The organism is Devosia lacusdianchii, assembly GCF_022429625.1.
GTDB classification, from domain to species: domain Bacteria; phylum Pseudomonadota; class Alphaproteobacteria; order Rhizobiales; family Devosiaceae; genus Devosia; species Devosia lacusdianchii.
Window position 1 is genome coordinate 2374204 of record NZ_CP092483.1, and the last position, 25447, is coordinate 2399650.

26 protein-coding genes are annotated in these 25447 nt (G+C 62.8%); 12 read left to right on the top strand and 14 right to left on the bottom strand.

What is annotated here, in order from left to right; genetic code table 11:
- Nucleotides 1–19: 19 nt before the first annotated feature.
- The gene (locus MF606_RS11640) at nt 20–1429 is read left to right on the top strand and encodes an amidohydrolase (protein WP_240229403.1); all 1410 of its coding nucleotides are present in this window, start codon (nt 20–22) and stop codon (nt 1427–1429) included.
- A 35-nt stretch (nt 1430–1464) separates the two neighbouring features.
- Here MF606_RS11640 and MF606_RS11645 read toward each other — a convergent pair whose 3' ends face one another.
- The 8 genes from MF606_RS11645 to MF606_RS11680 form a co-directional block, all read right to left on the bottom strand.
- On the bottom strand, nt 1465–2460 hold the full coding sequence (locus MF606_RS11645) for a methyltransferase family protein (RefSeq protein ID WP_240229404.1): 996 nt from the start codon (nt 2458–2460) through the stop codon (nt 1465–1467).
- 48 nt (nt 2461–2508) lie between these two features.
- A complete protein-coding gene (locus MF606_RS11650) occupies nt 2509–3237 on the bottom strand; it encodes an alpha/beta fold hydrolase (RefSeq protein WP_240229405.1) in 729 nt (242 codons plus the stop codon).
- 23 nt (nt 3238–3260) lie between these two features.
- Nucleotides 3261–3869: a TetR/AcrR family transcriptional regulator gene (locus tag MF606_RS11655; RefSeq protein WP_240229406.1), complete on the bottom strand. Its 609-nt coding sequence runs from the start codon at nt 3867–3869 to the stop codon at nt 3261–3263.
- A 28-nt stretch (nt 3870–3897) separates the two neighbouring features.
- The gene (locus tag MF606_RS11660; protein WP_240229407.1) at nt 3898–4743 is read right to left on the bottom strand and encodes an ABC transporter ATP-binding protein; all 846 of its coding nucleotides are present in this window, start codon (nt 4741–4743) and stop codon (nt 3898–3900) included.
- 12 nt (nt 4744–4755) lie between these two features.
- Nucleotides 4756–6549, bottom strand: a complete 1794-nt coding sequence (locus MF606_RS11665; protein WP_240229408.1) for a dipeptide/oligopeptide/nickel ABC transporter permease/ATP-binding protein — start codon at nt 6547–6549, stop codon at nt 4756–4758.
- Nucleotides 6546–7487 (bottom strand): ABC transporter permease, encoded by a 942-nt coding sequence (locus tag MF606_RS11670; protein WP_240229409.1) that lies wholly within the window; start codon nt 7485–7487, stop codon nt 6546–6548. Before MF606_RS11670 ends, MF606_RS11665 begins: the two co-directional genes overlap by 4 nt.
- 59 nt (nt 7488–7546) lie before the next feature.
- The gene (locus tag MF606_RS11675; RefSeq protein ID WP_240229410.1) at nt 7547–9052 is read right to left on the bottom strand and encodes an ABC transporter substrate-binding protein; all 1506 of its coding nucleotides are present in this window, start codon (nt 9050–9052) and stop codon (nt 7547–7549) included.
- A gap of 132 nt (nt 9053–9184) precedes the next feature.
- Entirely contained in the window at nt 9185–10147 is a 963-nt protein-coding gene (locus tag MF606_RS11680; RefSeq protein ID WP_240229411.1) for an aldo/keto reductase, read from the bottom strand.
- A gap of 113 nt (nt 10148–10260) precedes the next feature.
- Between MF606_RS11680 and MF606_RS11685 the strand changes: the two genes are divergently transcribed.
- Genes MF606_RS11685 through MF606_RS11700 form a run of 4 tightly spaced genes read left to right on the top strand, consistent with a single transcriptional unit; the run spans nt 10261 to nt 14123 of the window.
- On the top strand, nt 10261–10995 hold the full coding sequence (locus tag MF606_RS11685; protein ID WP_240229412.1) for an SDR family NAD(P)-dependent oxidoreductase: 735 nt from the start codon (nt 10261–10263) through the stop codon (nt 10993–10995).
- Between the two features lie 20 nt (nt 10996–11015).
- Nucleotides 11016–12122, top strand: coding sequence for a zinc-binding dehydrogenase (locus MF606_RS11690; RefSeq protein ID WP_240229413.1), 1107 nt, complete (start codon nt 11016–11018; stop codon nt 12120–12122).
- Between the two features lie 17 nt (nt 12123–12139).
- Complete coding sequence (locus MF606_RS11695) at nt 12140–13105, top strand: aldo/keto reductase (RefSeq protein ID WP_240229414.1); 966 nt, start codon at nt 12140–12142, stop codon at nt 13103–13105.
- Between the two features lie 13 nt (nt 13106–13118).
- Entirely contained in the window at nt 13119–14123 is a 1005-nt protein-coding gene (locus MF606_RS11700) for an alpha/beta hydrolase (RefSeq protein ID WP_240229415.1), read from the top strand.
- A 214-nt stretch (nt 14124–14337) separates the two neighbouring features.
- On the opposite strand, the gene phhA is transcribed toward MF606_RS11700, so the two are convergent.
- From phhA to hppD, 3 genes are all read right to left on the bottom strand, one after another.
- Nucleotides 14338–15213 (bottom strand): phenylalanine 4-monooxygenase, encoded by an 876-nt coding sequence (gene phhA, locus MF606_RS11705; protein ID WP_240229416.1) that lies wholly within the window; start codon nt 15211–15213, stop codon nt 14338–14340.
- A gap of 80 nt (nt 15214–15293) precedes the next feature.
- Nucleotides 15294–15659, bottom strand: coding sequence for a Rieske (2Fe-2S) protein (locus MF606_RS11710; protein WP_240229417.1), 366 nt, complete (start codon nt 15657–15659; stop codon nt 15294–15296).
- A complete protein-coding gene (gene hppD / locus MF606_RS11715; RefSeq protein ID WP_240229418.1) occupies nt 15659–16762 on the bottom strand; it encodes a 4-hydroxyphenylpyruvate dioxygenase in 1104 nt (367 codons plus the stop codon). Before hppD ends, MF606_RS11710 begins: the two co-directional genes overlap by 1 nt.
- A gap of 114 nt (nt 16763–16876) precedes the next feature.
- Between hppD and MF606_RS11720 the strand changes: the two genes are divergently transcribed.
- Nucleotides 16877–17359: an Lrp/AsnC family transcriptional regulator gene (locus MF606_RS11720; RefSeq protein ID WP_240229419.1), complete on the top strand. Its 483-nt coding sequence runs from the start codon at nt 16877–16879 to the stop codon at nt 17357–17359.
- A gap of 4 nt (nt 17360–17363) precedes the next feature.
- Here MF606_RS11720 and maiA read toward each other — a convergent pair whose 3' ends face one another.
- From maiA to hmgA, 3 genes are read right to left on the bottom strand one after another with little or no spacing between them, the layout of a single operon-like run.
- A complete protein-coding gene (gene maiA / locus MF606_RS11725) occupies nt 17364–17999 on the bottom strand; it encodes a maleylacetoacetate isomerase (protein ID WP_240229420.1) in 636 nt (211 codons plus the stop codon).
- Nucleotides 17996–19279 (bottom strand): fumarylacetoacetase, encoded by a 1284-nt coding sequence (gene fahA, locus MF606_RS11730; RefSeq protein WP_240229421.1) that lies wholly within the window; start codon nt 19277–19279, stop codon nt 17996–17998. The genes maiA and fahA overlap by 4 nt, the downstream gene beginning before the upstream one ends.
- The gene (hmgA, locus tag MF606_RS11735) at nt 19276–20616 is read right to left on the bottom strand and encodes a homogentisate 1,2-dioxygenase (RefSeq protein ID WP_240229422.1); all 1341 of its coding nucleotides are present in this window, start codon (nt 20614–20616) and stop codon (nt 19276–19278) included. The genes fahA and hmgA overlap by 4 nt, the downstream gene beginning before the upstream one ends.
- Nucleotides 20617–20690: 74 nt before the next feature.
- On the opposite strand from hmgA, the gene MF606_RS11740 reads away from it, so the two are divergent.
- The 6 genes from MF606_RS11740 (at nt 20691) to MF606_RS11765 (ending at nt 25441) form a co-directional block, all read left to right on the top strand.
- Nucleotides 20691–21143 (top strand): MarR family winged helix-turn-helix transcriptional regulator, encoded by a 453-nt coding sequence (locus tag MF606_RS11740; protein ID WP_240229423.1) that lies wholly within the window; start codon nt 20691–20693, stop codon nt 21141–21143.
- Nucleotides 21144–21301: 158 nt separating this feature from the next.
- On the top strand, nt 21302–22105 hold the full coding sequence (gene panB, locus MF606_RS11745) for a 3-methyl-2-oxobutanoate hydroxymethyltransferase (RefSeq protein ID WP_240229424.1): 804 nt from the start codon (nt 21302–21304) through the stop codon (nt 22103–22105).
- Nucleotides 22106–23314 (top strand): bifunctional phosphopantothenoylcysteine decarboxylase/phosphopantothenate--cysteine ligase CoaBC, encoded by a 1209-nt coding sequence (coaBC, locus tag MF606_RS11750; protein ID WP_240229425.1) that lies wholly within the window; start codon nt 22106–22108, stop codon nt 23312–23314. It abuts the gene before it with no gap.
- Complete coding sequence (gene panC / locus MF606_RS11755) at nt 23311–24162, top strand: pantoate--beta-alanine ligase (protein WP_240229426.1); 852 nt, start codon at nt 23311–23313, stop codon at nt 24160–24162. Before coaBC ends, panC begins: the two co-directional genes overlap by 4 nt.
- A gap of 90 nt (nt 24163–24252) precedes the next feature.
- Nucleotides 24253–24444 carry a hypothetical protein gene (locus MF606_RS11760; RefSeq protein ID WP_240229427.1) on the top strand — a complete coding sequence of 64 codons (192 nt, stop codon included), beginning with the start codon at nt 24253–24255 and terminating at the stop codon, nt 24442–24444.
- Between the two features lie 292 nt (nt 24445–24736).
- Complete coding sequence (locus MF606_RS11765) at nt 24737–25441, top strand: hypothetical protein (protein WP_240229428.1); 705 nt, start codon at nt 24737–24739, stop codon at nt 25439–25441.
- The last annotated feature ends 6 nt before the right edge of the window (nt 25442–25447 follow it).

Here is a 25447-nt window from a genome sequence, read left to right on the forward strand (position 1 = left end):
CACACTTCAGGATTTGACCATGACCACCGCCCCGCAAGCGACACGCAGCGTTCCCATCGGGGGGCCGGCCGACCTGATCCTGCGCGGCGGTCCGATCATCACGCTCGATGCGGCCAATAGCGTGGTGGAGGCGCTGGCGATCCGAGGTGGCGAGATCATAGCGGTCGGCAGCGCGGCGGATATTTCGGCGCTCAAGGGGTCGAAGACAGAGGTGGTCGAACTTGACGGACGGGCCGTTCTTCCGGGAATCAATGACGCGCATCTGCATGGCAGTTGGCTGGGCGCGCGCTGGCCGCGCCTGTTCTTCGGCGGCGGCGATAACGGACATGATGGCCTTCTGCTGAATAGCGTCGAAGAGCGTCGCACCGCCCTGCGAAAGACCTGGGCACTGCTCGCGGCCCATGGCATTACCAGCTATACCGAGCCGGGTATCGGGCCGGGCGAGGACCAGGGTGAAACCGGCTGTTTTGGCACCGCCATGCTCGACACTTATGCCGAGCTGGCCGGCACGCCTGCGCAGACAGCGCGGGTGACCATGCTGCGGCTTTTCGGTTTTCTCGATGGCGCCAGCACTTTTGCCGACATGCGCGGCGGCCTGAGCGCCCCTGCCCCAAAAACCGATCCGCGCTGGCTTGCTGTTCCCGGGGTGAAGATTTTCGCCGACGGCATTCCGCCTATGCACAGCGCCTGGACCCGCACGCCCTACCCCAAGGGCGGCCACGGCGGGTTGATGACGGGCACGGGTGATGAAGCCGAACGGCTCGCTGAGTTCACCGCCATGGTCGAACTGGCCCATAGCATGGACCTGCAAATTGGTGTCCACGCCACGGGCGATCGAACAATCGAGGAATTTGTCCGCATCGTAGAAAAGCTCGGCGGCGCAGGTGACCGGCGGCATTACCTCATCCACGCCGATCTGGTCTCAGGCGAGCAATTGTGCCGCATGACCGCAGCCGGCATTGGCCTGGCGCTACAACCGCTCATTGCCGACCACACGGCCAGCTGGCTCGCTGGGGCGGTAAGCCCGGAAACGGCCGCATCAGCCTGGCCGATCCATCTGATGCTCGAAGACGGCCTGCGCGCCGTCTTGAGCTCGGATGCGCCGATCGCGAGCTTCGACTGGCGCCGCGTCATCGCGTCAGCCGCGGCATTGCTGGAACAGCGCGACGTCACCGTGGGCGAAGCGGAACTCACCCGTTTGCTGCGCATGTATACGAGCATTCCGGCCGAGCAGGATGGTGCCGAACGCTGGAAGGGCACGCTCGAAGCAGGCAAGGTCGGCGACCTATGCGTGCTGAGCGCCAACCCATATGCTCTCGGCGCTGCCAACCTGCCCGAGATCGATATCGACCTGACGGTTGTCGACGGTCGAGTGGTCTTTGACAGGTCTGGTGCATCGGCTGATCAAACTGACAGTGTCATCGCCTGAAAAAGTGCAAGGGCCGCAGGGCCCTCGCTATCTGGCTAGACTGCTTCAGCGAGCAGTACGCGCGGACTGCCGGGCAGAGCCACGGTTTCAAGCGGACGCCAACCGGCCTCAGCCAGCCAGGACCGGACCTCGGCTTCGGGGAATACGACCGTACCGTCGATCACCAGATATTCTGCGGCATGGAGCGCGTCGATGGCGCGCTGTTCGGCATTGTCATCGAGATAGAAATCGAGCACGGCGAGACGCGCCCCCGGCACGGCGGCTGCGCGAGCATGCCGGAAGATGGCGCGGTTCTGTTCCGCGGTGAAGCGGTGGACGACGTGGTTGACGAAAACCAGATCGAACGCGCCCCTGGGCTCGGCCGTTTCGGTTGCCGCCCCAATCAGTTCGACGCGGTCGGCGAGACCCGCACCGGTTACGGCCTGACGCACGGATTCGATGAAGTCAGGCGCATAGACGAAGGTGGTGCGCAGGTTGGGACTGGCTTCCATGGCCCGAATGGCGAAATTGGGCGCGAGGCCGCCAAGATCGAGCGCCTTCCGATAGGCGGAGAAATCCAGTGCGCCGACGAACATGTCGGCATGGAGCTTGTTATAGGTCATGACGCCGGCCATGAAGGTCGCCCAGCGTGCCTCGGTCATGCCCAGATCGCCCGGCTGGTCGGTATCGACCGTTTTGGGGAATTGCAGCCAGTGCGGATAGCTGATCTCGGCAAGGAAGGTCAGAAAGGGTGCGAGATCGAGCTGAGCCTTGCCACCGGTGAGATAGGCGGCTGAACTGGACGTCAATGAATAGGAGCCGTCGCGGCGCGTCAGCAGGCCAAGGCCTGCCATGGCGTCGGCCAGGATGCGCGCCATCCGCTCACTGACGCCGGTGGTCTTGGCAAGATCGGCAGCCTTGCGGTCGCCCTCGGCAAGCGCGGCAAAGAGGCCAATGCGGCTGGCGGCGAACAATTGCTGCGCGCCCATATAGCCGGTGGCGATATCGAGAATGCGGCTGGGATCGGCAGTGGCCGGGGTGGAAACAGACATGGGATTCCCTCTCTGGGTTGGCTGTCTTGGAAGGATCGGGCTGGGCCTTCAGAGGAAGGCCAGAGCCTCGCGGCGAAACGCCTCGGAGCCGAGCGCCCCCATGTGATCGCCGGGCACGCGCAGGGTGCGAGATCCAGGAATGAACGGCTCGAGCGCATCTACGGCGCCGGCCATGGGATCTTCGGTGCCGGCCAGGAAGAGAACGTTTTTGGCTGGCGCTTCCTTCGCCGGGTCGAACGCCTCGGCGGCAAGGCCTTCCGCAAGATTGAGCAGCGAATGTGGATCGGGCGCACGCGCGACCATGGCGGCGATGAAGCCGGTCAGTGGGTCGGCCGGGGCGATACCCTCGTCCACCAGCCGGCGCGCCGCCGAGAAATCGAGCGCGGCAAATGGTTCATTAGGAGCAAGACCACCGAGAACGAGTTTGCCCACGAGGTCTGCGCGCTGCGCGGCCAATGACCAGGCGATGCGGGCGCCCAAGGAATAGCCGATGACATCAACCGGTGTGACCGTTGCCGCCAGAATATCGGCCAGGCCATCGACGATGCGCGAGGGGCGCGCGGCCTCGACATTCTCGACCCGCGCACTGGCGCCATGGCCGGGCAGATCGACCACGATCACATCGCGCCCCGCGGCCAGCAACGAGGCCCCCCAGACAGCCTCGGGCCAATCGGTCGCGCCGCTCGACATGAAACCATGCAGGAGTAGGACGGGAGCATATTTTGGCGCGGCGCTGCGGAAGTGCTGGAAGGCGAGAAGATTTGCTTGTGTGGGCAAGGTGGTTCTCTCAGTGGAAGGCGCTAGGTCGGACTGGTGACGCGCCGGATGATGTCGTCGAGATAGGCGCCGTAAGTGGCGATGTGCTGCCCGTCGGGATGCATTAGGTTGACCACATTGGCGCCGATGACCATGGAACGGATTTCAAGCGCATAGCGGGTCAGATCGGCCTGGCTTAGCGCCGGCAGATCGCGGCGTGCATCGCGCAGAAGGCGCGTGATCAGCTCGCCCCAATTGGCGAAGAACTGGCGGTAGAGTTCGGCAAGTTCGCCATTGGACGCGGCATGTTCCCACAGCACCAGCAGCACGCGGCCGGCATTGATCTCGCGCTCTTCCGAAGGCAGCCATGTGTCCACGGCTTCGCGGAGATAAGCGACCGGATCGCGCTCTGGGTGCGGCGCTTCCTCGTCGAGCAATTGCCTGGGGTCGATCTCGGCCAGGACGCTCTGGAAGGTCGCGGCGATGATGCTTTCCTTGCCGGGAAAATAGTGCTTTAGCGCGCCATTGGCGAAGCCCGCCTCGGCGGCGAGACTGCGCATGGTGGCCGCCTCGAAACCGCCTTGCAGGATGAGGCGCTTGGCGACCTCAATAATGTCGCGGCGGCGCTGGTCGTGATCGATGATTTTTGGCATCAGGTTCTTTCGAGGCTCTGGTTGGCGCTCATTGCCCGGCGGGAAGGACGCGGTCGGCCTGCCGCAGCGCTAGCCAGGCGGCGCGCCGCCGGGCCTGGGCCTGAGGATTGGCGACGGGCGACGCGAGAAGCAGCCGGGTGCTATAGGGATGGATCGGCGCGCGGGTTACCTGTTCCCCATCCCCGAATTCGACAATCTCGCCCCGCTGCATGACGGCGACGCGATGGCAGATACGGCGCACGACACCAAGGTCGTGCGAGACAAACAGATACGACACGCCGATGTCGCGCTGCAACTCAATGAACAGATCGATCACTGCCGCCTGGGTCGTCAGATCGAGCGCGCTGACCGGCTCGTCGCAAACGATGAGTTTTGGTCGCCGCACCAAAGCCCGAGCGATGGCGATGCGCTGGCGCTGGCCGCCGGAAAACTCGTGGGGATAGCGATCGATGGCGCTCGCGGGAAGGCGTACGCGTTCGATCATCTCGGCAATGGCTAAGCGTACCGCACGCCGCGACTGCCCGGCCGCCTCCAGAGGTTCTGAGAGAATATCACCCACATTCATCATTGGATCGAGCGACCCATATGGATCCTGGAAGACAACCTGGATGCTGCTGGCAAGACGACGTCGCGCCGCGCCAGCGGCGTGGGTGATGTCCTCGCCATTGAACATAATGCGACCCTGCCGCACGGGCGCAAGTCCGAGGATAGCCTTGCCGAGCGTCGATTTACCCGAGCCGCTTTCGCCCACGACGCCGACGCATTCGCCGACCCCGACATCGAGCGACACGTCATGCAGTACGCGGAAACCGCGCTTGGCGGCGCCATACTCGACCACCAGGTTTTCGACGGACAGTATGGGGTTGTTGGCCATGCAGCAAATCTCCTAGGCTGACGCGACCGCTTGCGCGAAGTAGACGTCGTCCAGTTCGCGGCGACCCTTGGTGTCATCGAGCGAGGCCGCGATGAGCTCACGCGTGTAATGCTGCTCGGGGGCGGCAAAGACCGTCTCCACCGAACTGGCCTCGACAATGGCACCATCGCGCATGACGATCACGCGGTCGCATATATCGGCGACGACGCCGAAATCATGTGTCACCAGCACCAGGGCCATGCCGAGTTCAGCCTGCAATTCGCGCAGGAGTTCGAGGACCTCGGCCTGAACGGTAACATCGAGCGCTGTTGTGGGCTCGTCGGCAATCAGCACCGAGGGGCGCCCGGCAATCGCGCCAGCGATCAGCACGCGCTGCGCCATGCCACCCGAAATCTGATGCGGGTAGGATTTCATCACCCGGTCGATATCGACAATGCCGACACGTTTGAGCATGTCGCGGGCAATGGCATCGGCATCGGCGCGAGATTTTTTATGCACAGTGCGCAACGGCTGGGTGAGCTGAAATCCGATCGTATAGGAGGGGTCGAGATTGGACATCGGCTCCTGCGGAATATAGCCGATCTGGGTGCCCAGCATGCCGGCCCGCTCGCGCGGCGATATGGTGTGCACGGCGCGACCACCGATCCACATGCCATCGACGTTGCTCGTCCCTCCCGTGGGCAGGAGGTCGAGGATCGAAAATACGGCCTGCGATTTTCCGGAGCCGGATTCCCCCACAATGCCCAGGACCTCGCCCGGTGCGATATCGAAAGAAATGCCATGGACGACCTCGATGGCGCCATTGCCCGCAATATAGCGTACGCGCAGATTGTCCACCCGCACGGCTGCGGCCTCAGGGGCGTAGGCGAAGCCGCCAGTCACTATGCCGGCTGGCGCGGCATTGGCGACCACGCCGCTGCTTCGAACGCTCGGAGCGTCCGTCCTGACACGAACCAGATCAGCCAGCGTCGAGCCGGCAACCGCGAGCGCGGCAATGGTGATACCGAGCACGGCCGAGGGCCAGAGGAGCAGCAACGGCGTCGACAGCATATGCCGGAAACCCTCATTCATCATGGCGCCCCAGGCCGGCACGCTGGCAGCGCCGATGCCGAGGAATTGCAGGCCGGCCTGGATGCCCATGGCAATGCCGGTGGCAAGTGCAGTCTGGATGATGATGGGCGCGCCGATACCAGGCAGGACATGCCTCAGGATGATGCGCGGATGGGTGAGCCCGGCGACGCGAGCGGCGTCAATGAAAGGCTCGTTGCGAATGGCGAGGGTTGTGGAGCGCGCGATGCGGAAATAGCCGGGGGCTAGGAAGGCACCCACAGTTGCCATGATCAGCACGAAGTTCGAGCGCGTGCCTGCAGCAACGACCAGCAGAATAATCATGCCTGGCACCGCCTGCAGGGCATCGCTGACCCAGGACGAGAGGCGGTCGAAGAGCCCGCCAAAATAACCAGCGGCAGTGCCAGCCGGGGCACCAAGCGCCAAGGCGGTGACGATAGTGACGAGGGCACCCAGCAGGGTGGTGCGGGCACCCCATATCAGGCGGCTCAGCATATCGCGGCCGGTGGCATCACCACCCAGCAAGTGCGTTGCGCTGGGCGGCGCCTTGGCGCTGGCAAGATCGACGAAATTTGGGTCGTGGGGTGCAAGCCAGGGTGCAAAAACTGCAATGCCGATGACCAGGGCGACGACCGAGAGCGAAACGTAGCCGGCCGGCGCGCGCAAGAAACGCACGGGAATGGAGCGACGGCGCGGTGCAGTGGGAGCAATATCGGACATGACGGAAACAGAACTCATCGCACGCGCACCTTGGGGTTGATCCAACCCAGGGCGATGTCGAGCAGAAAATTGACGATAATGACGAAAACGACCGACACCACGGTGATGCCAAGCAGGATGGGGATATCGCCATTCTGCGAGGAGGCATTGGTCAATTGGCCGATACCGGGAAGGCTGAAGATGGCCTCAACCACGATGGCGCCGCTCAAGAGCCCAACAAACATAACCGCGAGCACTGTCAGGGCAGCAGGCGAGGCATTGCGCAGAATGTGAAGGGTTACGCGTCCGCGCGACAGCCCGCGGCTACGCAGGGTGCGGACATAGTCCTGCCTATTGACGGCGATCACCTCGTTGCGAAGCTGCTCGGCGACCACGACGATAGCGCCTAGGGCCAACGAAAAAGCAGGCAGGGTAATGGAGCGCAGCCAGCCCCCAAGCGACTGGGCCGGCGGCACATAGCCGACGGCCGGAAACCATTTGAGCTGGATGGCGAACCAGACGACCAGCACGAGGCTGACCCAGAACCCCGGCAGCGCAAAGAGTACCACCGACACCGTCTTGATGATGCGGTCGAAGAGGCTATCAGGACGCAGGCCAGCAATGAGTCCGAAGATGGTGCCAACAATGGCGGTGATCAGAGTAGCAAAAGCGACCACCGACAACGTCACTGGCAGCTTTATGGCAATCTGCTTGTTGACCGACTGGAAGTTGCGCCAGGAGATGCCCAAGTCGCCCGCCATGGCGCTACCGAACCAATCCCAGAATTGCACCATCAGCGGCCGGTCGAGCCCGATCTTGGCCGACAGCGCGGCGCGCTGCGCCGGCGTCGCCGTCGTTCCGAGCAGACCCGCCGTGGGGTCGCTGATCGCAGCGTGGGCCAGAAAAAACGTCCCGATGGACACGGCCAGCAACAGGACAATACCGGCGACAAGCCGCTTCACAATGAAGCCGATCACGACGTTCCTCCATAGGCAAGTTAGGGTGGCGGCCGGGCCGGACCCGGCCGCCCGCTTCGTCACTGCGTCTTTTGGATCGAGCGCAGGGTTGGGAACATCATGCCGATGACCGGCGTCACGGCGATCTCGGGTATCGAATAATAGGTATTGTCGGCCTGATACCAGACGGACCACCAGGCAAGCTCGGTCAGCTTCTGATTAGCCGCGGCAATCTTGGCGACCTGCTCGTCGCCGACGGCTGCGAGAGCATCCTCGATCAGCGCCTTGAGTTCGGGAACCTCGGCGAATTGCGGGGCCGGGTTGTACCACTGTTGGGTGGCAACCTGCCGCGCCAGGGTCGCCACCGGATCATTGTCCATAGCGACAAGGGCTACGAACATCGGGTAGTTCGGAGCGTTGACCTGATAGTCCATCATCTGCATGTCGTCCCAGATGACCCGAATACCCAATTCGCGGAATGTCTGGTCGACCACGGGCTGCCACAGCGCGAAAATAGGCGACATGGGCATGCTCACGTCAAAGCCATCGGCATAGCCCGCTTCGGCGAGCAGCGCCCTGGCCTTGTGGAGGTTGAAAGCATAGAGCGCGTTGAGAGCAGGGTCATTGCCCTTCTGCCCAGCCGGAAACACCTGATTGGTGACCTGGCCGGCACCTGCGCCGAGGGAGTTGAGAATGGCCGCGCCATCGAAGGCATAATTGAGTGCCTGACGCACCCGTACGTCGCCGAGCGGGGCCAGTGAGGCGCCCATGTGATCGACGAATTGCAGCCCGACCCAGGCTGAGACGCCCGAGGTGATATTCCAACCCATCTGCTTGGCCTGCTCAAGGTTGAGCGGGTCGGCAAAATTGACGTTGATCTGGCCCGACAACATGGCGTTGTGGCGCGCCGCCTGATCGATGATCGGGAAGATGGTGATATTCTGGAACGGATAGGTAGCGCTGTCCCAGTGCTCGGCAACCTTCGTGAAGTGATATTCCGAACCGGCAACGCTCATTCCCTCGTCCAGCAGATAGGGCCCCGACCCCACCGGAGCCGTCACCAGCGTGCCGGCCGCGATTGCGGCGGGCGAAGCCATGTAGCTGCGGCCCAGTCCCATGAGATAGAGCATGGTGTCGTCGCGCTCGCCGAGAGCGATTTCGATCGTGTCGGCATCGACGACGGTGATGCCGGTAACGTTGAGATAGGCCTCGCCGGACCGCGCGCCGGCCTTGAGGTAGTTGAGATTGGCCGCTGCCGCCTGGGCGTCAAAGGCCACTCCATCACTGAAGGTAACGCCGGCGCGAAGGTCCATGGTGAGCGTGAGAAAATCGTCCGAATAGCTCCAGGCCGTTGCCAGCACGGGGATCGGCTTGCCGGTAACATCAAGCGCCACCAGCGGATCATAGACCGCCGACAGATAGGGCCCGTCAAAGCCGATATCGGCCAGGCTAGGGTCCCAGGAGGTGACGTCGAGGAAATTGCCGATACTGAGGTCGGTCGGCGCGTCCTGGGCAATTGCCGCAGCGCCTGCGCCCAAAGTGGCGACCACAAAGGAAAGGGCTGCTAGTGCCCTGAATTGGTTCATCGTTCTCTCCCCTTTTTGCTGCCGGAGACCCCTCGCCTCCCAGCATGCCGAACCACGGTTCGATTGGGTCACTCCGTGGCTTATTCTACATACGTTGACAAAAAGCACAAGGCGGCTTCCCGGTGAAGTCGCCTACCAAACGCCATCCGAACGAACGTGCTGATCAAGCCAGAGATCGGCCAAAGCCGGCCTGATCCGATCCCCCGCTTGGTTCAGCAAGGCAATGGCACCGAGATTGTTTTCGAGCTGCTCCAGACGTGACGCGCCGAATAGCACATTGGCGACATGCGAATTGGCGAGGCAGAAGGCGAGCGCCAATTGCACCGGGCTCACCTCGAATTCGTCGGCGATGTCCTTGAGCTTCGGAGCAACCGCATAAATACGCTCGCGAATAGCGCCGACATCGGCCCCGATCTTGCGGTTGGGCACACCGCGCCCGGCGAGTATGCCGCCTTCGAGGCAATCGGAAGCCTGCAAGCCCAAATCCCCATCGGCAAAGAGCGCACTGTACTCGGCCCCCTCGGCCATAGAGCGGCGCACAACGCTATATTTCAACTGCGCAAAGCACGGCCCAACAAGGCCGGCCCTATCGGCGAAATCGAGCGCCTGCCGCGTGTGCACCAGATGCCAGTTATTGATGCCCCAGCTGTCAACCAAGCCATCGACAATCAGCTCATTGACCCCGGACACAACCGGTTCCATGCCGGGCGTACCTAAATAATCGCCGACCACCAGCGTGTCGAAACGGTCGAGACCGGCGCGCTCGAGGCTGGTTTCGATCTGCTGGCGGAAATTGAGTTTCGGATATTCCCAGAGCCAGAGCTTTCCGCAGACCTGATAGTCCTGCCGCGCGACTCCTGCCGCGCGAATGGCTTCGCCAAACAGGATGTCAGTGCGCGAATGCTCCGCGTGCGGACCCATATTGTAATAGGCCACGTCGAAGAAGGCAGCCCCGACATCAACCGCCCGGCGCACCACCGACACAGCCTCCTCAAGACTCATCCGATCCCAGGTGTTCCATGATCCTAGCCCGAGCACCGGAACCAGCGGTCCGTTCCGTCCGAGTTGCCGTCTGGGCACATCGATTTTTGGCATCCAATCACCCTTTTCCGTGCTACCCGAGAGTGGACTTATTTTCTACGTTCGTATAATTAACATGTTAAGTGTAGTTTGGCGACCCCAAAAATGTGGGGAGGGAGAAGAAGGAAATGCCAATTCCAAGGAACGTTATTGTCACCGGGGCCGCGCAAGGTCTGGGCAAGGGCATTGCCGAGGCTTTTGCCGCCCTTGGAGACAAGGTTGTTGTCGTCGACCGCTACGGCGAGGGATCTGAGCGAACGGCAGCCGCCATTGGGGGCGATGCTGTGGCGCTCGACATTTCTGACGCTGCGGCAGTGGAAAGCGCCGTGGCTAGGATCGTGGCGCGGCATGGCAGAATCGATGTCCTAGTCAACAATGCCGGCGTGGTCGGCGGCGGCGGGACGGTTGTCGATCTCGACATCGCCCTGCTCGACCTCACCTATCAGGTCAATGTGCGCGGCACCTGGCTAATGAGCCAAGCCGTCGGCAAGCGCATGATCGCGCAAGGCAAGGGCGCAATCGTCAATGTTTCATCTATTGGTGGCCGCCAGCCGACCCCCGGCATGGGTCACTATGAATGCACCAAGGCGGCCGTCGACGCGATCACAAGGTCTACGGCCATCGAAATGGCGCCCCATGGCATCCGCGCCAATGCAGTTGCGCCCGGCCCGGTGATCACGCCGCTGACAGCTGGCTTCGCCGCCCATCCCGAAGCCCGCGCCGCCTGGGAAAAGCGCATTCCGCTCGCCACCATCGCTGAAGTCGAACAGATCGCCCCGGCCGTGGTGTTTCTGGCGAGCGACGCCGCCTCGCACATTACCGGCGTCAGCCTCGCCATCGATGGCGGGCAATTGCTGGCCTGATCGCTTTTGGAGGAGAGAAAATGATCCCGACCTCGACCCGCGCTGCCGTGCTGACAGGGCATGGCAAGCCGCTCGAACTGACCACCCTGCCCCTGCCGGAACGACTCGATCCCGGCGCGGCGCTGGTGCGCATTGTCTGCGCCACGCTTTGCGGCACCGATATTGAAATCTGGGAAGGCAAGATGAGCTTTCCAGGCATGCTGCCCATGGTGCTCGGCCACGAAATGGTGGGCGAAATCATCGCCCTCGGGGACCGCACCCACGATGCCCTCGGCACCGAACTCAAGCTCGGCGACCGCATCGGCTGGTCGGAATCAACCTGTGGGGAATGCTATGGCTGCGTCAGCCTGCGCGAGCCGGTCGCCTGCGAAAAGCGCGGCTATGGCTTTCTGCAGCGCTCCGATACCTTTCCCTTTTCAACCGCCGGGCTTGCCGAATTCAGCTATATCGCCCCCGGCTCGGCCAAATTGCGCATTCCCGACAACGTGAAGAACACCTGGGGCTCCATGGCCGGCTGCGCCGCGAAGACAGTGCTGCGCGCCGTGGACCGGGCCGGCGGCATCAAGGTCGGCTCCAAGGTCGTGATTCAGGGTTCCGGCGCACTCGGCATCTTTGCCACCGCCGCTGCAAAGCTCTCAGGCGCGGCCGAGGTCATCACAGTAGGCTCACCCGCCCCCCGCCTCGATATGGCCAGGCGCTTCGGTGCAGACCGCGTGGTGGACATCGCCGTCGGCTCGGAAGCCGTGGTCGCAAAAGTGCTCGAGCTGACCGGCGGCCGTGGGGCCGATTATGTCTTCGACTTCGCCGGGGCCAAATCGGTCGGCAAGGAAGCGGTCGGCATGGCGGCCCAGCGCGGCAAGGTGGTCGTTGTCGGCTCGACCTCCCGCGACGACTATCCCCTGCCCTTGGGCCTGGTGATGGGCAAAGAGCTGACCATTCTCGGCTCGCTCAACGGCGACATTGCCGACTATGCCCGCGCCATAGACTTCTTCCGCGCCTTTGCCAATGCCATGCCGTGGGACGAGCTTTTTGCCGCTCCGGTCGGCCTGTCAGAAGCATCCGCCTGCGTCGATGCCATGTGCAAGCACCACATGATCAAAGCCGTCATCGATCCTCGCATCGCCTGAATCCTGGGAAATTTCACATGACCGCAACCGTCCCCCACCAGGCGCTTGGCGATACCGCCCTAAGCCTGCCGCTCCTCTCCATGGGCTCCTGGCATATCTATGACCGCATGGATTTCGGCCTCGCCGTCCGCATGATCCGACAGGCCATCGACGCCGGCATCAATATGTTCGACGTCGGTGTCTATGGCACGCCCGATACCCAGCCGCCGCCACTGACGGACATTTTGTTCTCGGCCATCGTCCGCGCTGCCGGGGTGCAGCGCAATGACTACCTACTGTCCGAAAAACTCTGGCTCGAAGGCTTCGACCCCGACAAGGGGTTCAGGCCGCAGCTCGAAAACGCTCTCTTCCGCGTCGGCTCCGACCATGCCGACTTGGTGGTATTGGGCGACCTGCGGCGCGACGATCTGCAATTGCGCGATCTCGTGCTCTCGCTCGCCGAACTCAAAAAGGCCGGTCTTATCCGCGCCTGGGGCGTCAACAATTGGTCGGCGACCAATATTGCCGCGCTCATCGACATCGCCCGCGCCGAGAGCGTCGATGCCCCGGCCATGGCGCAACTCAAGTATTCGGTTTCCCGTCGCTCGATTCCCGATGGCGCGCCCTTCGCAAAGCTCTTTGCCCAGGGTTTTAAGATGCAGGGCTCCGACGTGATGGAAGGCGGCGTGCTGGTGAAGCCGACACCCCCCGAACGCGAAGTGGGACGCGACCCCGGCAATATCCGCGAGAAGATCATAGCCTCGGTTCCGGCCCTCGCAAAAATCGCCGCCGACTTCGGAGCCACCCCGGCGCAGCTCTGCATCGCCTTCACACTCACCCACAAGCACAACATCAACACACTCTTCGGCGCCACAAAGTTGACCCAGCTCGAACAGGCCATTGCGGCGATCGAACTGGTGGAACGCATCGGCGCTGAAACCATCCGCGCCGCTGTGGAACCGCTCTGGGCGGACCGTGATGTCGTCAATCCCGAAGGCCCCTGACCGAGGATCGCTCATGAGCACACCTAACCCGCGCCCAGTTCCCTATGCCCAAGAAATGCTCGCGACCCTAGCCGAGATCGCCCCCGAGGACGCACCCGACATGACTGCCGATGGCCTGGCGGCCGAGCGAGCAGCCATGGACCAATGGTTCCCCTCCTTCGAGGCGGCCATTGGCGATCACCCCATAGACTTTGCAGAATATTGCGTGCCCGGCCCCGCCGGCGCACCCGACATCATCGTCTCGGTGCTCTCGCCTCGAGGTCTCAAGCAGCGGATTGCTGAAGGCGCGGCTCCTGTTGCGGCAATGTACAACATTCATGGCGGCGGCATGATGGTAGGCAATCGCCGCATGGACGTGCCGCGCCTTGTCGATCTCGTGCTCGAATTCGGCATTGTCGCCGCGACGGTGGAATATCGGCTCGCCCCGGAACATCCCGACCCCGCTCCGGTCGAAGACTGCCATACGGGCCTCGTCTGGCTGGCTGGATCAGCCAAGCTATTGGGGATCGATCCCGAACGCATCGTCATTATGGGCGGCAGTGCCGGTGGAGGCCTATCCGCCGGCGTTTCTCTGATCGCCCGCGACCGGGGCACGGTGAAACTCGCCGGCCAGATGCTGCTCTGCCCCATGATCGACGACACCAATACGACCCCGTCGAGCCATCAATATCTGAGGGGCAATACCTGGACCCGGCAGCGCAATCTTCTGGGCTGGCGATCGCTCCTGGGCGACCGGGTTGGCACTGATGCCGTTTCCATCTATGCCGCCCCATATCGCGCAACGGACCTAACCCGTCTGCCCCCCGCCTTCATCGAGGCCGGTAGTGCAGAGATGTTCCGCGACGAGAATGTTGAATATGCCAATCGCATCTGGGCGACAGGCGGCACGGCCGAACTCCATATCTGGTCCGGCGGCTTCCATGGCTTCGACTTCTTTGCGCCGAAAACCGAATTGGCCCGCGCCGCCCTCGATGCACGGAGGTCGTGGCTCAAACGCATTCTCGGCGGGCTGACTTGAAGCATTACGTATGGCGGGCATACGGCTCGCCGTTGCGCATCCGAACATGCAGGACCGCAAACCGCTAAAGCCAACAAAATCTAAGCAAGATGGCGTTCAGTCTTTGGCGTAAAACTAACGCCAGCGGACCGGAACATCGAACATTCCGGTCCGCTTCAACGGCCGCATACTTGCCCACTTGATGCCCGCTACGGCTCCATTTCCCAGACCCAGCTCATTTGAGCCGCTGCTTGGTTTCCGGAAACTCCCGCCAGAATTCGCCTGTGCCCTGCCGGATCACCTGATCGTCGGGCAGGATTTCGAACGGAGTCAGCGTTGGCAGGGGCCGGACCTCCTCAAACTTGGCAATGAAGTCAGTGGCGCGCAGCGCCTCGAACAAATCCTCGAACCGGTCGATGACGAAGTAGGTCGCCTGGAAGTCGTCGATGTAATAGCCGGTGCGCAGCACCCGATCGAGGTCGAATACCGTATGATTGGCCGACAAATCCTCGACAACGTAGCGCGCCTCCCCAAATGAAGAGACGATGCCGGCGCCGTAGATCTGGATGCCCTCGGGCTTGCGGATCAGCCCGAATTCGATGGTGTACCAATTGAGCCGGCTGAGGAACTTGACGCCCTTGTGCTCGATGGCATCGAGCCCGATGCGCCCGTATTCCTGCATGTAGTCGGCATAGGCCGGGTTGGTCAGCAGCGGCACGTGACCGAAAATGTCGTGAAAGATGTCCGGCTCTTCGAGGTAGTCGAGCTGCTCCCGGGTACGGATGAAGGTGCCGGCAGGAAACTGGCGGTTGGCCAGCATCTGGAAGAACGGCCGCCCGGGCACGAGACCCGGCACCGCGACCACCTCCCAGCCAGTCAGCTCGCGCAGTCGCTTGTTCATTCGCTCGAAGTTTGGGACGCCCTCCGGGCCAATGCCGAGTGCCTCGAGGCCATCGAGGTATTCCTGGCAAACCTTGCCCTTGAGCGTCTCTTGCTGGCGTTCAAATAGCGTCCGCCAGATGGCGTGGTCCTCGGCCGTATACCGCTCCCAACCCTGATCGACGATGCAGTCCTCGACCGTCTGTGCAGTCAGAATGGCGTGTGCGCTCATGATGTCCCCTCCCAGGGCTCGGCTCGGTAGTAAAACGCTGCTCAATGCCGATCGTTTCCCGCCTCCTCGCGGGCTGGTTTCTACCAGAGCACGGCGTCGAGCTTCAGTCGGTCGTTCTCCTCGTGAACGGCGATAGCGGTGAGGTTTGCGCCGGCGCAGGGACCGTTGACGCATTCGCCATTGTCGATGGTGAACATGGCGCCATGCATGCTGCACATCAGCATGCTCCCATCCGCGCTCAGCAGATTGTTGCCCTGGAAATCGAGGGGCAAATATTGGTGCGGGCAAGCATTGAGGAAAGCCTGGACCTTACCGGACCGGCGCAACAGCAGCACGGGGTAACGCTTGCCGCCAACCTCAAGTTCGGTCGAGCGGACAACGCCCTCGACAAGGTCTACCAGCGGATAGCTATCCGCTCGCACGTCAGGCGCAAGTGTGGACGGCATCAGGCCGATTTGAGCACGCCACGGCGAATCTGATCTTCCTCGATCGACTCGAACAGTGCCTTGAAGTTGCCCTCGCCGAACCCGTCGTCACCCTTGCGCTGGATGAACTCGAAGAAGATCGGGCCGATCACGGTCTTGGAGAAAATCTGCAGCAGGATGCGGGTCGTGCCGCCATCGACGACACCCTCGCCATCGATCAGGATACCGCGGGCCTTGAGCCGATCGAGCGGCTCCTGGTGGTCCTTCACGCGGCGCTGGGACATTTCGTAATAGATGTCGGGCGGGCCGGGCATGAATTCGAGGCCGCGCGCAGCAATCGCGTCGGTCGAGCCATAGATATCCTCGGACGCGACGGCGATGTGCTGGATGCCCTCGCCCTTGTATTCGCGCAGGTATTCCTCGATCTGGCTCTTGTCGTCGGAGCTCTCGTTGATCGGGATGCGGATCTTGCCGCAGGGAGAGGTCAGGGCACGGCTGGTGAGACCGGTCATCTTGCCGCTGATGTCGAAATAGCGGATTTCGCGGAAATTGAAGGTCTCGGCGTAGAACTTGTACCAGGTGTTCATGTTCCCGCGCACCACGTTGTGCGTGAGGTGGTCGAGGTAGTAGAAGCCGACACCTTTGGGCTTGGGATCGACATCGCCGATCCAGTCGAACTCGGCGGTGTAAGGCGAACCCTTTTCGCCATAGGTATCGACGAAATAGAGCAGCGACCCGCCAATGCCGTAGACGGCCGGCACGTCGAGCGCGCCGCCGCCTTCGGTATATTCGGTCGCGCCGAGGTCGAGCGCCCGCTTGAGGGCAACCTGCGCATCGACGACGCGCCAAGCCATGCCGGGGGCACAGGGCCCCTTCTCGGCAACGAAGCGGGCGGCATGGGTGCCGGGCTCGCGATTGATCAGATAGTTGATATCGCCCTGGCGGTAGACGACGATGTCCTTGGTCTTGTGCCGGGCGACGGGCTCATAGCCCATGCTCTCGAACAGCTTTTCCAACTTGCCGGCTTCTGGATGGGCAAATTCGACAAACTCGAAGCCGTCCGTACCGGCCGGATTCGTGGCGCTGATTGTCGGCGGCGGCGCGTCGTGCGGATAGGGACCCATTCTCTTCCTCCATGAGCTGGATAACAAGGATGCCTCACCGACCGTGCAAACAGCTTGCATTTCGCCCCGCGCCGACGGAAAGTTTGCACGAAACACGCAGACTGGCGGCCCTCGATGCAAGAAATCAAACTGGATGCGTTTGACTATGCAATTCTATCGGCGTTGCAGGCGGATGCATCGCTGACCAATGCCCAGATCGCAGAACGTGTGAACCTCTCCGCCTCGCAATGTTCGCGACGCAAGACGGCGCTGGAAGTGGCCGGCTATATCGAGGGGTATTCGGCCCGGCTGAGCGGCACGAAGCTCGGTTTCACGGTTGAGGCCTTTGTGCGGGTGAACCTGTCGGATCACGGCAAAGCACAGGCCGAGGACTTCGCCACCTATCTGAGTGCCTTTCCCCAGGTGCGGGCCGCCTACTCGGTTTCCGGAGACGCCGACTATGTTCTGCATGTGACGGCGCAGGACCTGCAGCACTTCGCCGACTTCATCCACCGCCACCTGCTGCCCTACGGCCGGATCGGACAGGTGCGCTCGGAGATCGTCCTGACGACGCTCAAGCAATCCGGCGGTCTGCCGCTGCGGCCCGAGGGCAACTAGCCGCTCACTGCGGCCGGTAGCGATCGGGATGGGCGGCTGCAAAGGGGGCAAGCTCGGCGGAGGCAGCGCCGATGCGGGCGAGCTTTGGGAAGCGCGCCGTGTCGAGCCCCCACCGCGTGGCGTTGTAGAGCTGCGGAACCAGGCAGAAATCGGCCAGACCGGGCGTATCGCCATGGCAGAACGTGCCGGCGGTGTCGGCAAGCATGACCTCCACGGCATCCAAACCCGCGCCGATGAACTTCTGCATCCAGGCACTCCGCACCGCGTCATCGCCATGCGTCAGCTCCAGCACATGCGCAACCACGCCGGTATTGCATACCGGGTGAATATCCATGGCGATGGCATAGGCCAGCGCCCGCACGCGCTGGCGCTCGAGCGGATCGCGAGGCAAAAAGCCGGCAGATCGGGTTTCGTCGAGATACTCGATGATGGCGACCGACTGGGTGAGCAGGTGGCCATCGATAGCCAGCGTCGGCACCAGTCCTTGCGGGTTCTTTTCGAGATAGTCCGGCGCCTTGTGAGCTTTCGCCAACAGGTCAACCTGCTCGCTGCGGAAGTCGATACCGAGCATATGGAGAGCGATGCGGACCCGATAGCTGGCTGAGGAGCGCCAGTAGTCGTGCAGTACGATCTGGATCATTGGGCCCACTCCGGCCGAACCGGCGCCGGCAGGATAGTGCCTCGGCACTCGCCGAATCCGACACGGTAGCCGTCGCCCTGGGCCCAGCCACGGAGGGTCAGCGTATCGCCATCCTCGATAAAACTGCGCGTTTGACCGCCATCGAGCTGCAACGGTTGCTGGCCGCTCCAGCTCAGCTCCATCAGCGAACCGTACTGGCCCTTGTCGGGCCCGGAAATGGTGCCCGAGCCCAAGAGGTCGCCTACATCCATCCGGCAACCGGAAACCGAGTGATGCGCGAGCTGCTGGGCAGCCGAATAGTACAGCGTGTTGGCATTGGTGCGGGAGATCGTGGTGGACGATGCAGCCCCTTGCGGCTGCATCGCCACCTCGAGGGCAATGTCAAAGAGCATCGGCCCCGGCTCCTGCAGATAGGGTAGCAGAGGCTGCTCACGCGGCGGCGTGGGGACGCGGAATGCATCCAGGGCGGCCTTGGTCACTACCCACGGGCTGATCGTACTGGCGAAGGCCTTGGACTGGAACGGTCCGAGCGGCTGATACTCCCAGGCCTGAATATCGCGCGCCGACCAGTCATTGAGGAGGACGAAGCCGAAGATCATGGCGTCCGCTTCCGCCACGGTGATCGGCTGCCCCATGGTGCTGCCCTGCCCCACCACAGCGCCCAGTTCCAGCTCGATATCGAGCCGTTGCGATGGTCCGAATGTGGGCATAGTTGCACTGGGGGGCTTGCGCTGGCCGAGCGGCCGCCGGATGTCGGTGCCGGACACCACAACGGTCGAGGCGCGGCCATTGTAGCCGGTCGGGATATGCAGCCAATTGGGCGGCAGCGCATTGTCAGCGCCACGAAGGATGGTGCCGAGATTCAAGGCGTGCTGGCGGCCGGCGTAGAAATCGGTGTAGCCGGCAACCGCGATCGGCAGAAGCAGCTCGACGGAGTCGACCGGCAGCAAGGCACGGCCTCGAAGCGTCGTGTCGTCCCGCAGCGCCGGGTCGCCAGCGGTGGCCAATAGGTCGGTGAGACGCGCCCGAACGCGTGCCCAGGCTTCGGAACCAAGAGCCATGAAGGCATTGATGTTCGGTTGCCCGAACACCGGCTCCGAGCCGCCAGCGCCGAGCAAACCAGCCTGCTCCAGCGCCGAGAGGTCGAGCACGAGGTCGCCGATCGCCACGCCGCAGCGCGCGTCGTGCCCCGGCGTCCGGAACACTCCATAGGGCAGATTCTGAACGGGAAAGTTGTGGTCGGGCGCATTGGCGCTGGCGACCCAGCTCGTTGCGCTCAACGCTTCTCTCCGTTGGTCAGGTTCCACAGGCCTTCCTTGGTGCCGTCAAAGCGCCGGTCGAGACCATCCCAGCAGTCGACATAGTCATCCTGCAGCGTATCCAATTCGGCAGCATATTTCGTGAGTTGCTGCGGGAATCGTGTCTCGAACATGAAGGCCATTGTGTGATCGAGCTTGACCGGACCAAGCGGGACCGTCGAGGCCTTATAGAAGCCGGCGGCGTCGGGGCCGTGCGGCAGCATAAGGTTGTGGAGGCTCATCCCGCCTGGCACAAACCCCTTCTCCTTGGCGTCGTACTGCCCATAGATGAGGCCCATGAACTCGCTCATGATGTTGCGGTGATACCATGGCGGCCGGAACGTATTCTCGGCCACCAGCCAGCGTGGCGGAAAGATCACGAAATCCACATTGGCGGTGCCATCTTCGCCCGAAGGGGCGGTCATGACCGTGAAGATCGACGGATCAGGATGGTCGAACAGGATCGCGCCGACGGGCGAGAAGGTCCGCAGATCGTATTTGTAGGGCGCGTAATTGCCATGCCAGGCGACAACATCGAGGGGCGAATGGCCGATTTCGGTGACGTGGAACCGGCCGCACCACTTCACATGCACGCGGCATGGCGTTTCCTTGTCCTCGTACGCGGCGACAGGGGTCTTGAAGTCGCGCGGATTGGCAAGGCAGTTTGCGCCGATCGGGCCGCGGTCCGGCAGCGTGAACTTTGCGCCATAATTTTCGCAGATGTAGCCGCGCGCCTCGGTCGTTCCTGCCAATCGCGCGACCTTGAACATCATGCCGCGCGGAATGAGCGCGATCTCGCTGGGCTCGATCTCCATGATGCCCATTTCGGTAAAGATGGAGAGCGAGCCGCTTTCCGGCACCACCAGCATCTCGCCGTCGGCATTGAAGAAGTAGTCATCGACCATGTCGTCGTTGACCAGATAGATGTGTGACGCCATGCCCGACTGCCCCAGTGCATCCCCAGCCGTGGTCATGGTGCGGATGCCCTGGATGAAGTTGGTTTTTTCGGTCGGGATCGGCACCGGATCCCAGCGCAACTGGCCCAGTGCCAGGCTGTGCTCATCCGGGTGCGGTGCGGTCTTCCAATGCGGGAACTCTTCAGCGGCAAAGCGGCCCTTGTGCTTGACGCTGGGGCGGATGCGGTAGAGCCAGCTGCGCTCATTGGTGCCGCGCGGCGCCGTAAAGGGCGAACCAGAGAGTTGCTCGGCATAAAGGCCATAGGCGCAGCGCTGAGGCGAATTCATACCCTGCGGCAGCGCGCCCGGGAGCGTTTCAGTCTCAAAGTCATTGCCGAAACCCGGCATGTAGTTGAGTGGCATATTGTGCTCCTTCGTGGTCGCGCATATTGTTTCACCGGTAACTGTCAGTTTTGTAACTATCAAGCGAGGACCCGATGAGCGACGGCCATGGCGACACCCTGGCGCTGGAGACCTTCCTGCCCTATCGCCTCAATCGGGCAGCGGAGCTGGTGTCGCGCGAATTCGCCGAGCGCTATCGCCGGGAGTACGGCCTGACACGGCCCGAATGGCGGTGCCTGGCAACGATCGGCCAGTTCGGCCGCACCACCGCCACGCGGATCACCGCGCACTCGTCGATGCATAAGACCAAGGTCAGCCGCGCCATCTACGCGCTCGAGCAGCAACGCTGGCTCAGGCGCGTGGAGGATGAAGCCGATCGCCGCATCGAGCATCTTGAACTGACGGCACTTGGCCGCACCCGCTATGGCGAGCTGGTAGCGCTTGCGCGCGCTTACGAGACCCGTTTGGCAAGCCTACTGGGAGCAACCGATGTCGCGGCCCTGAGCAAGGGGCTGGACTCCATCGAGGCGGCAATGGGTGGAACCTAGCGACAGGCGGTATTCCCGCGTTTTCGCCCCACTGCTGAAGATGATTGGCACGTAGAACTATTTGGCAGTTGTGCAATTGCGCGAGCCCGCTATGGACGTGCGGTATGTGTAACCGCTGCGCTGGCGCCCCGGGGGCGATCAAGGCGGGAGGAGTGATTATGTCCGCAGGAGTCCAGACCAACCGTCTTACCACTCGCGATATCCGGGCCATGGCCCGGAGCGGCGAGAAGATCGCCATGCTGACGGCCTATGATCACGTCACGGCGGGTCTGGTGGATCAGGCCGGCGTGGAGATCATCCTGGTTGGAGACAGCCTGGGCAATGTGGTGCTTGGCCACGAGACGACCCTCTCGGTAACGCTTGCCGACATGATCCGCCATGCCGGCGCCGTCTATCGCGGGACCGAACGGGCCATGGTCGTCTGCGACCTGCCATTCGGCACCGCTACCGATCCGGAGACTGCCCTGCGCAATGCCATAGCGGTGCTGCAGCAAACCGGCTGCCAGGCCGTGAAGATCGAGGGCGGCGAGGCCGCTGCGCCCATCGTGGCGCGATTGGTGGGTCAAGGCATCCCGGTCGTAGGCCATATCGGGCTCACCCCGCAGGCCGTGCATCAGCTCGGCGGCTATTACCGCCATGGCAAGGATGCGCCCGCAGCACAGGAGTTGATCGCCGCAGCGCACAAGCTGCAGAGCGCCGGAGCGTTCGCCATCGTGCTCGAATTCGTCGTACCGGAGCTGGCGGCAGAAATCACGCGGTCGCTGGAGATCCCGACTATCGGCATCGGCTCAGGCGATGAATGCTCGGGCCAGGTGCTTGTCATCAATGACCTCATCGGGCTCAATGTCGAGCCTGTCCCCAGCTTCGCCAAACCCAAGGCCGACGTCGCCGCCATCATCCGTCGGGTGGTGAGCGAATACGTCGCTGAGGTGAAGGCGAACCCGCCCGCTATGGACAGTTGAATGGCTAGCAACATCCTCATCGCCGTCACCGGCAGCATCTCGGCCTACAAGATCGCCGACGTCGTCTCCGAACTCGGCAAGCGCGGGCACGAGGTTCAATGCATCCTGAGCGAAAGCGCCAGCCAGTTCGTGACTCCACTGGTGCTGGAAACGCTGAGCGGACGACCGGTCAAATCGGCGCTGTTCGGCGCTGATGTGGCAGGCACTGAACATATCGATCTGGCGCGGTGGGCCGACATTCTGGTGGTCGCGCCAGCCACCGCCAATGTGCTGGCCAAGCTGGCCATGGGATTGGCCGACGATCTGCTGACCACTGTGGCCCTGGCAACCAAGGCCCCCATGCTGATTGCGCCGGCGATGAACACCGTCATGTGGGAGCACGTGGCGACGCAGCAGAACCTCAAGACGCTGGTCGAGCGCGGGGCCGCCGTGATCGATCCCGCCGCCGGCACGCTGGCCTGCGGCGAGGTCGGCGTCGGCAAGCTCGCCCCGGTACCAATGATCGTCGACGCGATCGAGGCGGCATTGGTTGAGCCGAAGCGCAAGCTGGCTGGAACCAGTGTGCTCATCACCGCCGGTCCCACGACCAGTGCGATCGACGCGGTGCGCTACATCACCAACCACTCGACCGGCCGCATGGGCGCCGCCATGGCCGAGGAGGCGCTGCGGCGCGGTATCGACGTCCGCTATGTGCTCGGAGTCGACAAGGGGGTGGTGCGGCCCGTCGCGCCCACAGGCGGCGGACGGTTGACGCTGGTGGAGGTGCGCACTGCCGAAGAAATGGCCGAGGCGGCACTTGTCGCCCTACCCCATGTCAATGGCGTGATCGCGACTGCCGCGGTGCTGGACTACCGCGTCGCCAATTCGGCATCGAGCAAGCTGAAGCGCGCCTCGGAGGCAACAGCACTCGATATGATCCCATCGGTCGATGTGCTGGGCTCACTGCGGGCCGCCGCAACCGATCAATGGTTCCTGGGATTTGCGGCCGAGACCGACAATGTCGAGGCCAATGGCCGGGGCAAGCTCGAAAGCAAGAAGCTCGACTTCCTGTTCGCCAATCCGGTGGCACGCGTCGGCGAAAGTAGCCAGACGGGGTTCTCCGTGCCGACCAATGGCGGGACTTTGTTCCGGCGCGACGGCGAAGCGGTTGCCCTGCCTGTCATGAGCAAGGCTGACCTCGCACGGCGCCTGTGGGATCTGATCGTATGACCGAAATCTTGCGAACCATTGCCGAGGTGCGGGCCTGGCGGCAGGGGCTTGCTGCCGACCAGACCGTCGGCTTCGTGCCAACCATGGGCGCGTTGCATGCCGGCCATATCAGTCTGATGGAACTGGCGAAGGGCCATGCGACGGTGACGATTGCCAGCATTTTCGTGAACCCGCTGCAGTTCGGACCCAACGAGGATCTAGCGAAGTATCCGCGCCCGATCGAAAAGGACCTGGCGTTACTGAAGGCCGCCGGTGTCGACGCGGTCTTCCTGCCGGCGGTGGAAGAACTCTACCCCACGGGCGCTTCGACCTTTGTGGTCGAGGAGAGCGTGTCTGGTCCGCTATGCGGGGCGATGCGGCCGGGCCACTTTCGCGGTGTGACCACGGTGGTGCTCAAGCTCTTCAACATCGTCCAGCCGCATCTGGCCGTGTTCGGCCAAAAGGACGCGCAGCAATGCGCGGTGATCGAGCGAATGGTGCGCGACCTGGCTGTGCCGGTCGAGATCATCAGGGGCCCGATCGTCCGTGAAGCAGACGGGTTGGCGCTGAGTTCGCGCAATGTCTATCTGGGCGCGGAAGACCGGGCCGCAGCGCCGTTGATCTTTGCCAGCCTGCAAGCAGCCAAGGCAGCATTCGACGGTGGGGAGCGCGATGCCACCAGGCTAGCGGCGATCGGTCTAGCCGTGCTGGAGAGCGATCCGCGGATCAAGGTGCAGTACTGGGATGTGCGCGATGCGCAAAGCCTCGACGCAATCAGCACCATGGATGGTCACGATGCCCTGTTTGCTGTGGCTGCCTATCTCGGGGCAACACGACTGATCGACAATATCGTGCTGCCCCGCCCATAGGCGGACGGCGCCCCGAGGGAGCGCCGGCCAACTCAATCGTCGTCGTCGGACGAATTCGAGCTAGAGTTCGAAGAGCTGTTCGAGCTGGAGTTGGAGCTGGAATTCGACGAGCTATTCGAACTCGAGTTCGACGAACTGTTGCTGCTGGAGTTCGATGAGCTGTTGGAGCTGGAATTGGAGGAGCTGTTGCTGCTCGAATTTGAGCTGGAGTTCGAGCTGGACCCATTGTTGTGGTTTAACCAGTACCCGTTGATGAGATACTGCTTGCGGCCGTTACTGTAGCGCGTCTCCGTATCGGCGACCTGTACGTTGCCGGCATGGACTGCGGTGGGTGCCGGCTCAGCGACGCTATAGGCGGCAGACGGTGCGCTGCCAGCGACGACCGCAGCAACCACGAGAGTGGTGATGGTTGTGGACTTGCCCATTGGGACGTTCCTTTCTGTCATCGGGGCCTAGCTGCCCCACAAAGGCACACGGTCCGCGCCCGGACTTATTCCCAAAAGTTTTGACTGCAGGGGCGGAATAATCCGCAGCCCGGCGCGTCGGCTGATCAAACCCTTGATGGAGCCGACCAATGTTCGCCAAACCAGTGCCGAAAATTCGCTTTCTCTGCGCGCCCGAGGACGAAGGCGTCATCGCGCCGCCGGTTGCCGCCAAGACCCACCTGCCCGACTGGTTCCGAAAACTGCCGGCCATCGATGCGCAAAAGCTCGATACCGGCGATACCGGGCTGACGGTGAAGCGATGCATGCCGTTTCTCGACGCGATGACGACCGGCTTCATCCTGCCGTTGGCGGCAACCGTTCGCCTCGAAATCAAGGACGAAGGGCGGACCGTGACGGCAGGATGGGACTTCGACAAGACCATGGTCAGCAACCATGGCCCGCACCAGGTCGCCGGACATCCGCGCGCGCAGACGCCGCCGTGCAAGTTCCACAATTACTGGTCGATCCGCACGCCTGCCGGCTGGAGCTGCCTGTTCGTGCCGCTGCTCAACCGGGCCAACTCCGTGTTCGAACCGGTGGCCGGCGTGGTCGATACCGACACCTATATTGCGCCGATCCACTTCCCCTTCTTCGCTCGCGGCAGCGATGGGCTGCACGAGCTGGAGAAAGGCACGCCGCTGGTACAGGTGATCCCGTTCCAGCGGGCGAGCACCATGCTGGAAGCTGAGATCGGCAGCGAGACGGTGATCGAAGCAGCCGAGCGCAACAAGGTGTTCCGCAATACGCTCGCGGCAACGGGCTGGTATCGCAAGTTCGCCCGCGCCGCGCGCTGACCCACC

Bases quoted from the DNA above. Each gene is read 5' to 3' on its own strand.
- MF606_RS11640 (WP_240229403.1), top strand. From the start codon at position 20: ATGACCACCGCCCCGCAAGCGACACGCAGCGTTCCCATCGGGGGGCCG.
- MF606_RS11645 (WP_240229404.1), bottom strand. From the start codon at position 2,460: ATGTCTGTTTCCACCCCGGCCACTGCCGATCCCAGCCGCATTCTCGAT.
- MF606_RS11655 (WP_240229406.1), bottom strand. From the start codon at position 3,869: ATGCCAAAAATCATCGATCACGACCAGCGCCGCCGCGACATTATTGAG.
- MF606_RS11660 (WP_240229407.1), bottom strand. From the start codon at position 4,743: ATGGCCAACAACCCCATACTGTCCGTCGAAAACCTGGTGGTCGAGTAT.
- MF606_RS11665 (WP_240229408.1), bottom strand. From the start codon at position 6,549: ATGAGTTCTGTTTCCGTCATGTCCGATATTGCTCCCACTGCACCGCGC.
- MF606_RS11675 (WP_240229410.1), bottom strand. From the start codon at position 9,052: ATGAACCAATTCAGGGCACTAGCAGCCCTTTCCTTTGTGGTCGCCACT.
- MF606_RS11680 (WP_240229411.1), bottom strand. From the start codon at position 10,147: ATGCCAAAAATCGATGTGCCCAGACGGCAACTCGGACGGAACGGACCG.
- MF606_RS11685 (WP_240229412.1), top strand. From the start codon at position 10,261: ATGCCAATTCCAAGGAACGTTATTGTCACCGGGGCCGCGCAAGGTCTG.
- MF606_RS11690 (WP_240229413.1), top strand. From the start codon at position 11,016: ATGATCCCGACCTCGACCCGCGCTGCCGTGCTGACAGGGCATGGCAAG.
- MF606_RS11695 (WP_240229414.1), top strand. From the start codon at position 12,140: ATGACCGCAACCGTCCCCCACCAGGCGCTTGGCGATACCGCCCTAAGC.
- MF606_RS11700 (WP_240229415.1), top strand. From the start codon at position 13,119: ATGAGCACACCTAACCCGCGCCCAGTTCCCTATGCCCAAGAAATGCTC.
- phhA (WP_240229416.1), bottom strand. From the start codon at position 15,213: ATGAGCGCACACGCCATTCTGACTGCACAGACGGTCGAGGACTGCATC.
- MF606_RS11710 (WP_240229417.1), bottom strand. From the start codon at position 15,659: ATGCCGTCCACACTTGCGCCTGACGTGCGAGCGGATAGCTATCCGCTG.
- hppD (WP_240229418.1), bottom strand. From the start codon at position 16,762: ATGGGTCCCTATCCGCACGACGCGCCGCCGCCGACAATCAGCGCCACG.
- MF606_RS11720 (WP_240229419.1), top strand. From the start codon at position 16,877: ATGCAAGAAATCAAACTGGATGCGTTTGACTATGCAATTCTATCGGCG.
- maiA (WP_240229420.1), bottom strand. From the start codon at position 17,999: ATGATCCAGATCGTACTGCACGACTACTGGCGCTCCTCAGCCAGCTAT.
- hmgA (WP_240229422.1), bottom strand. From the start codon at position 20,616: ATGCCACTCAACTACATGCCGGGTTTCGGCAATGACTTTGAGACTGAA.
- MF606_RS11740 (WP_240229423.1), top strand. From the start codon at position 20,691: ATGAGCGACGGCCATGGCGACACCCTGGCGCTGGAGACCTTCCTGCCC.
- panB (WP_240229424.1), top strand. From the start codon at position 21,302: ATGTCCGCAGGAGTCCAGACCAACCGTCTTACCACTCGCGATATCCGG.
- coaBC (WP_240229425.1), top strand. From the start codon at position 22,106: ATGGCTAGCAACATCCTCATCGCCGTCACCGGCAGCATCTCGGCCTAC.
- panC (WP_240229426.1), top strand. From the start codon at position 23,311: ATGACCGAAATCTTGCGAACCATTGCCGAGGTGCGGGCCTGGCGGCAG.
- MF606_RS11765 (WP_240229428.1), top strand. From the start codon at position 24,737: ATGTTCGCCAAACCAGTGCCGAAAATTCGCTTTCTCTGCGCGCCCGAG.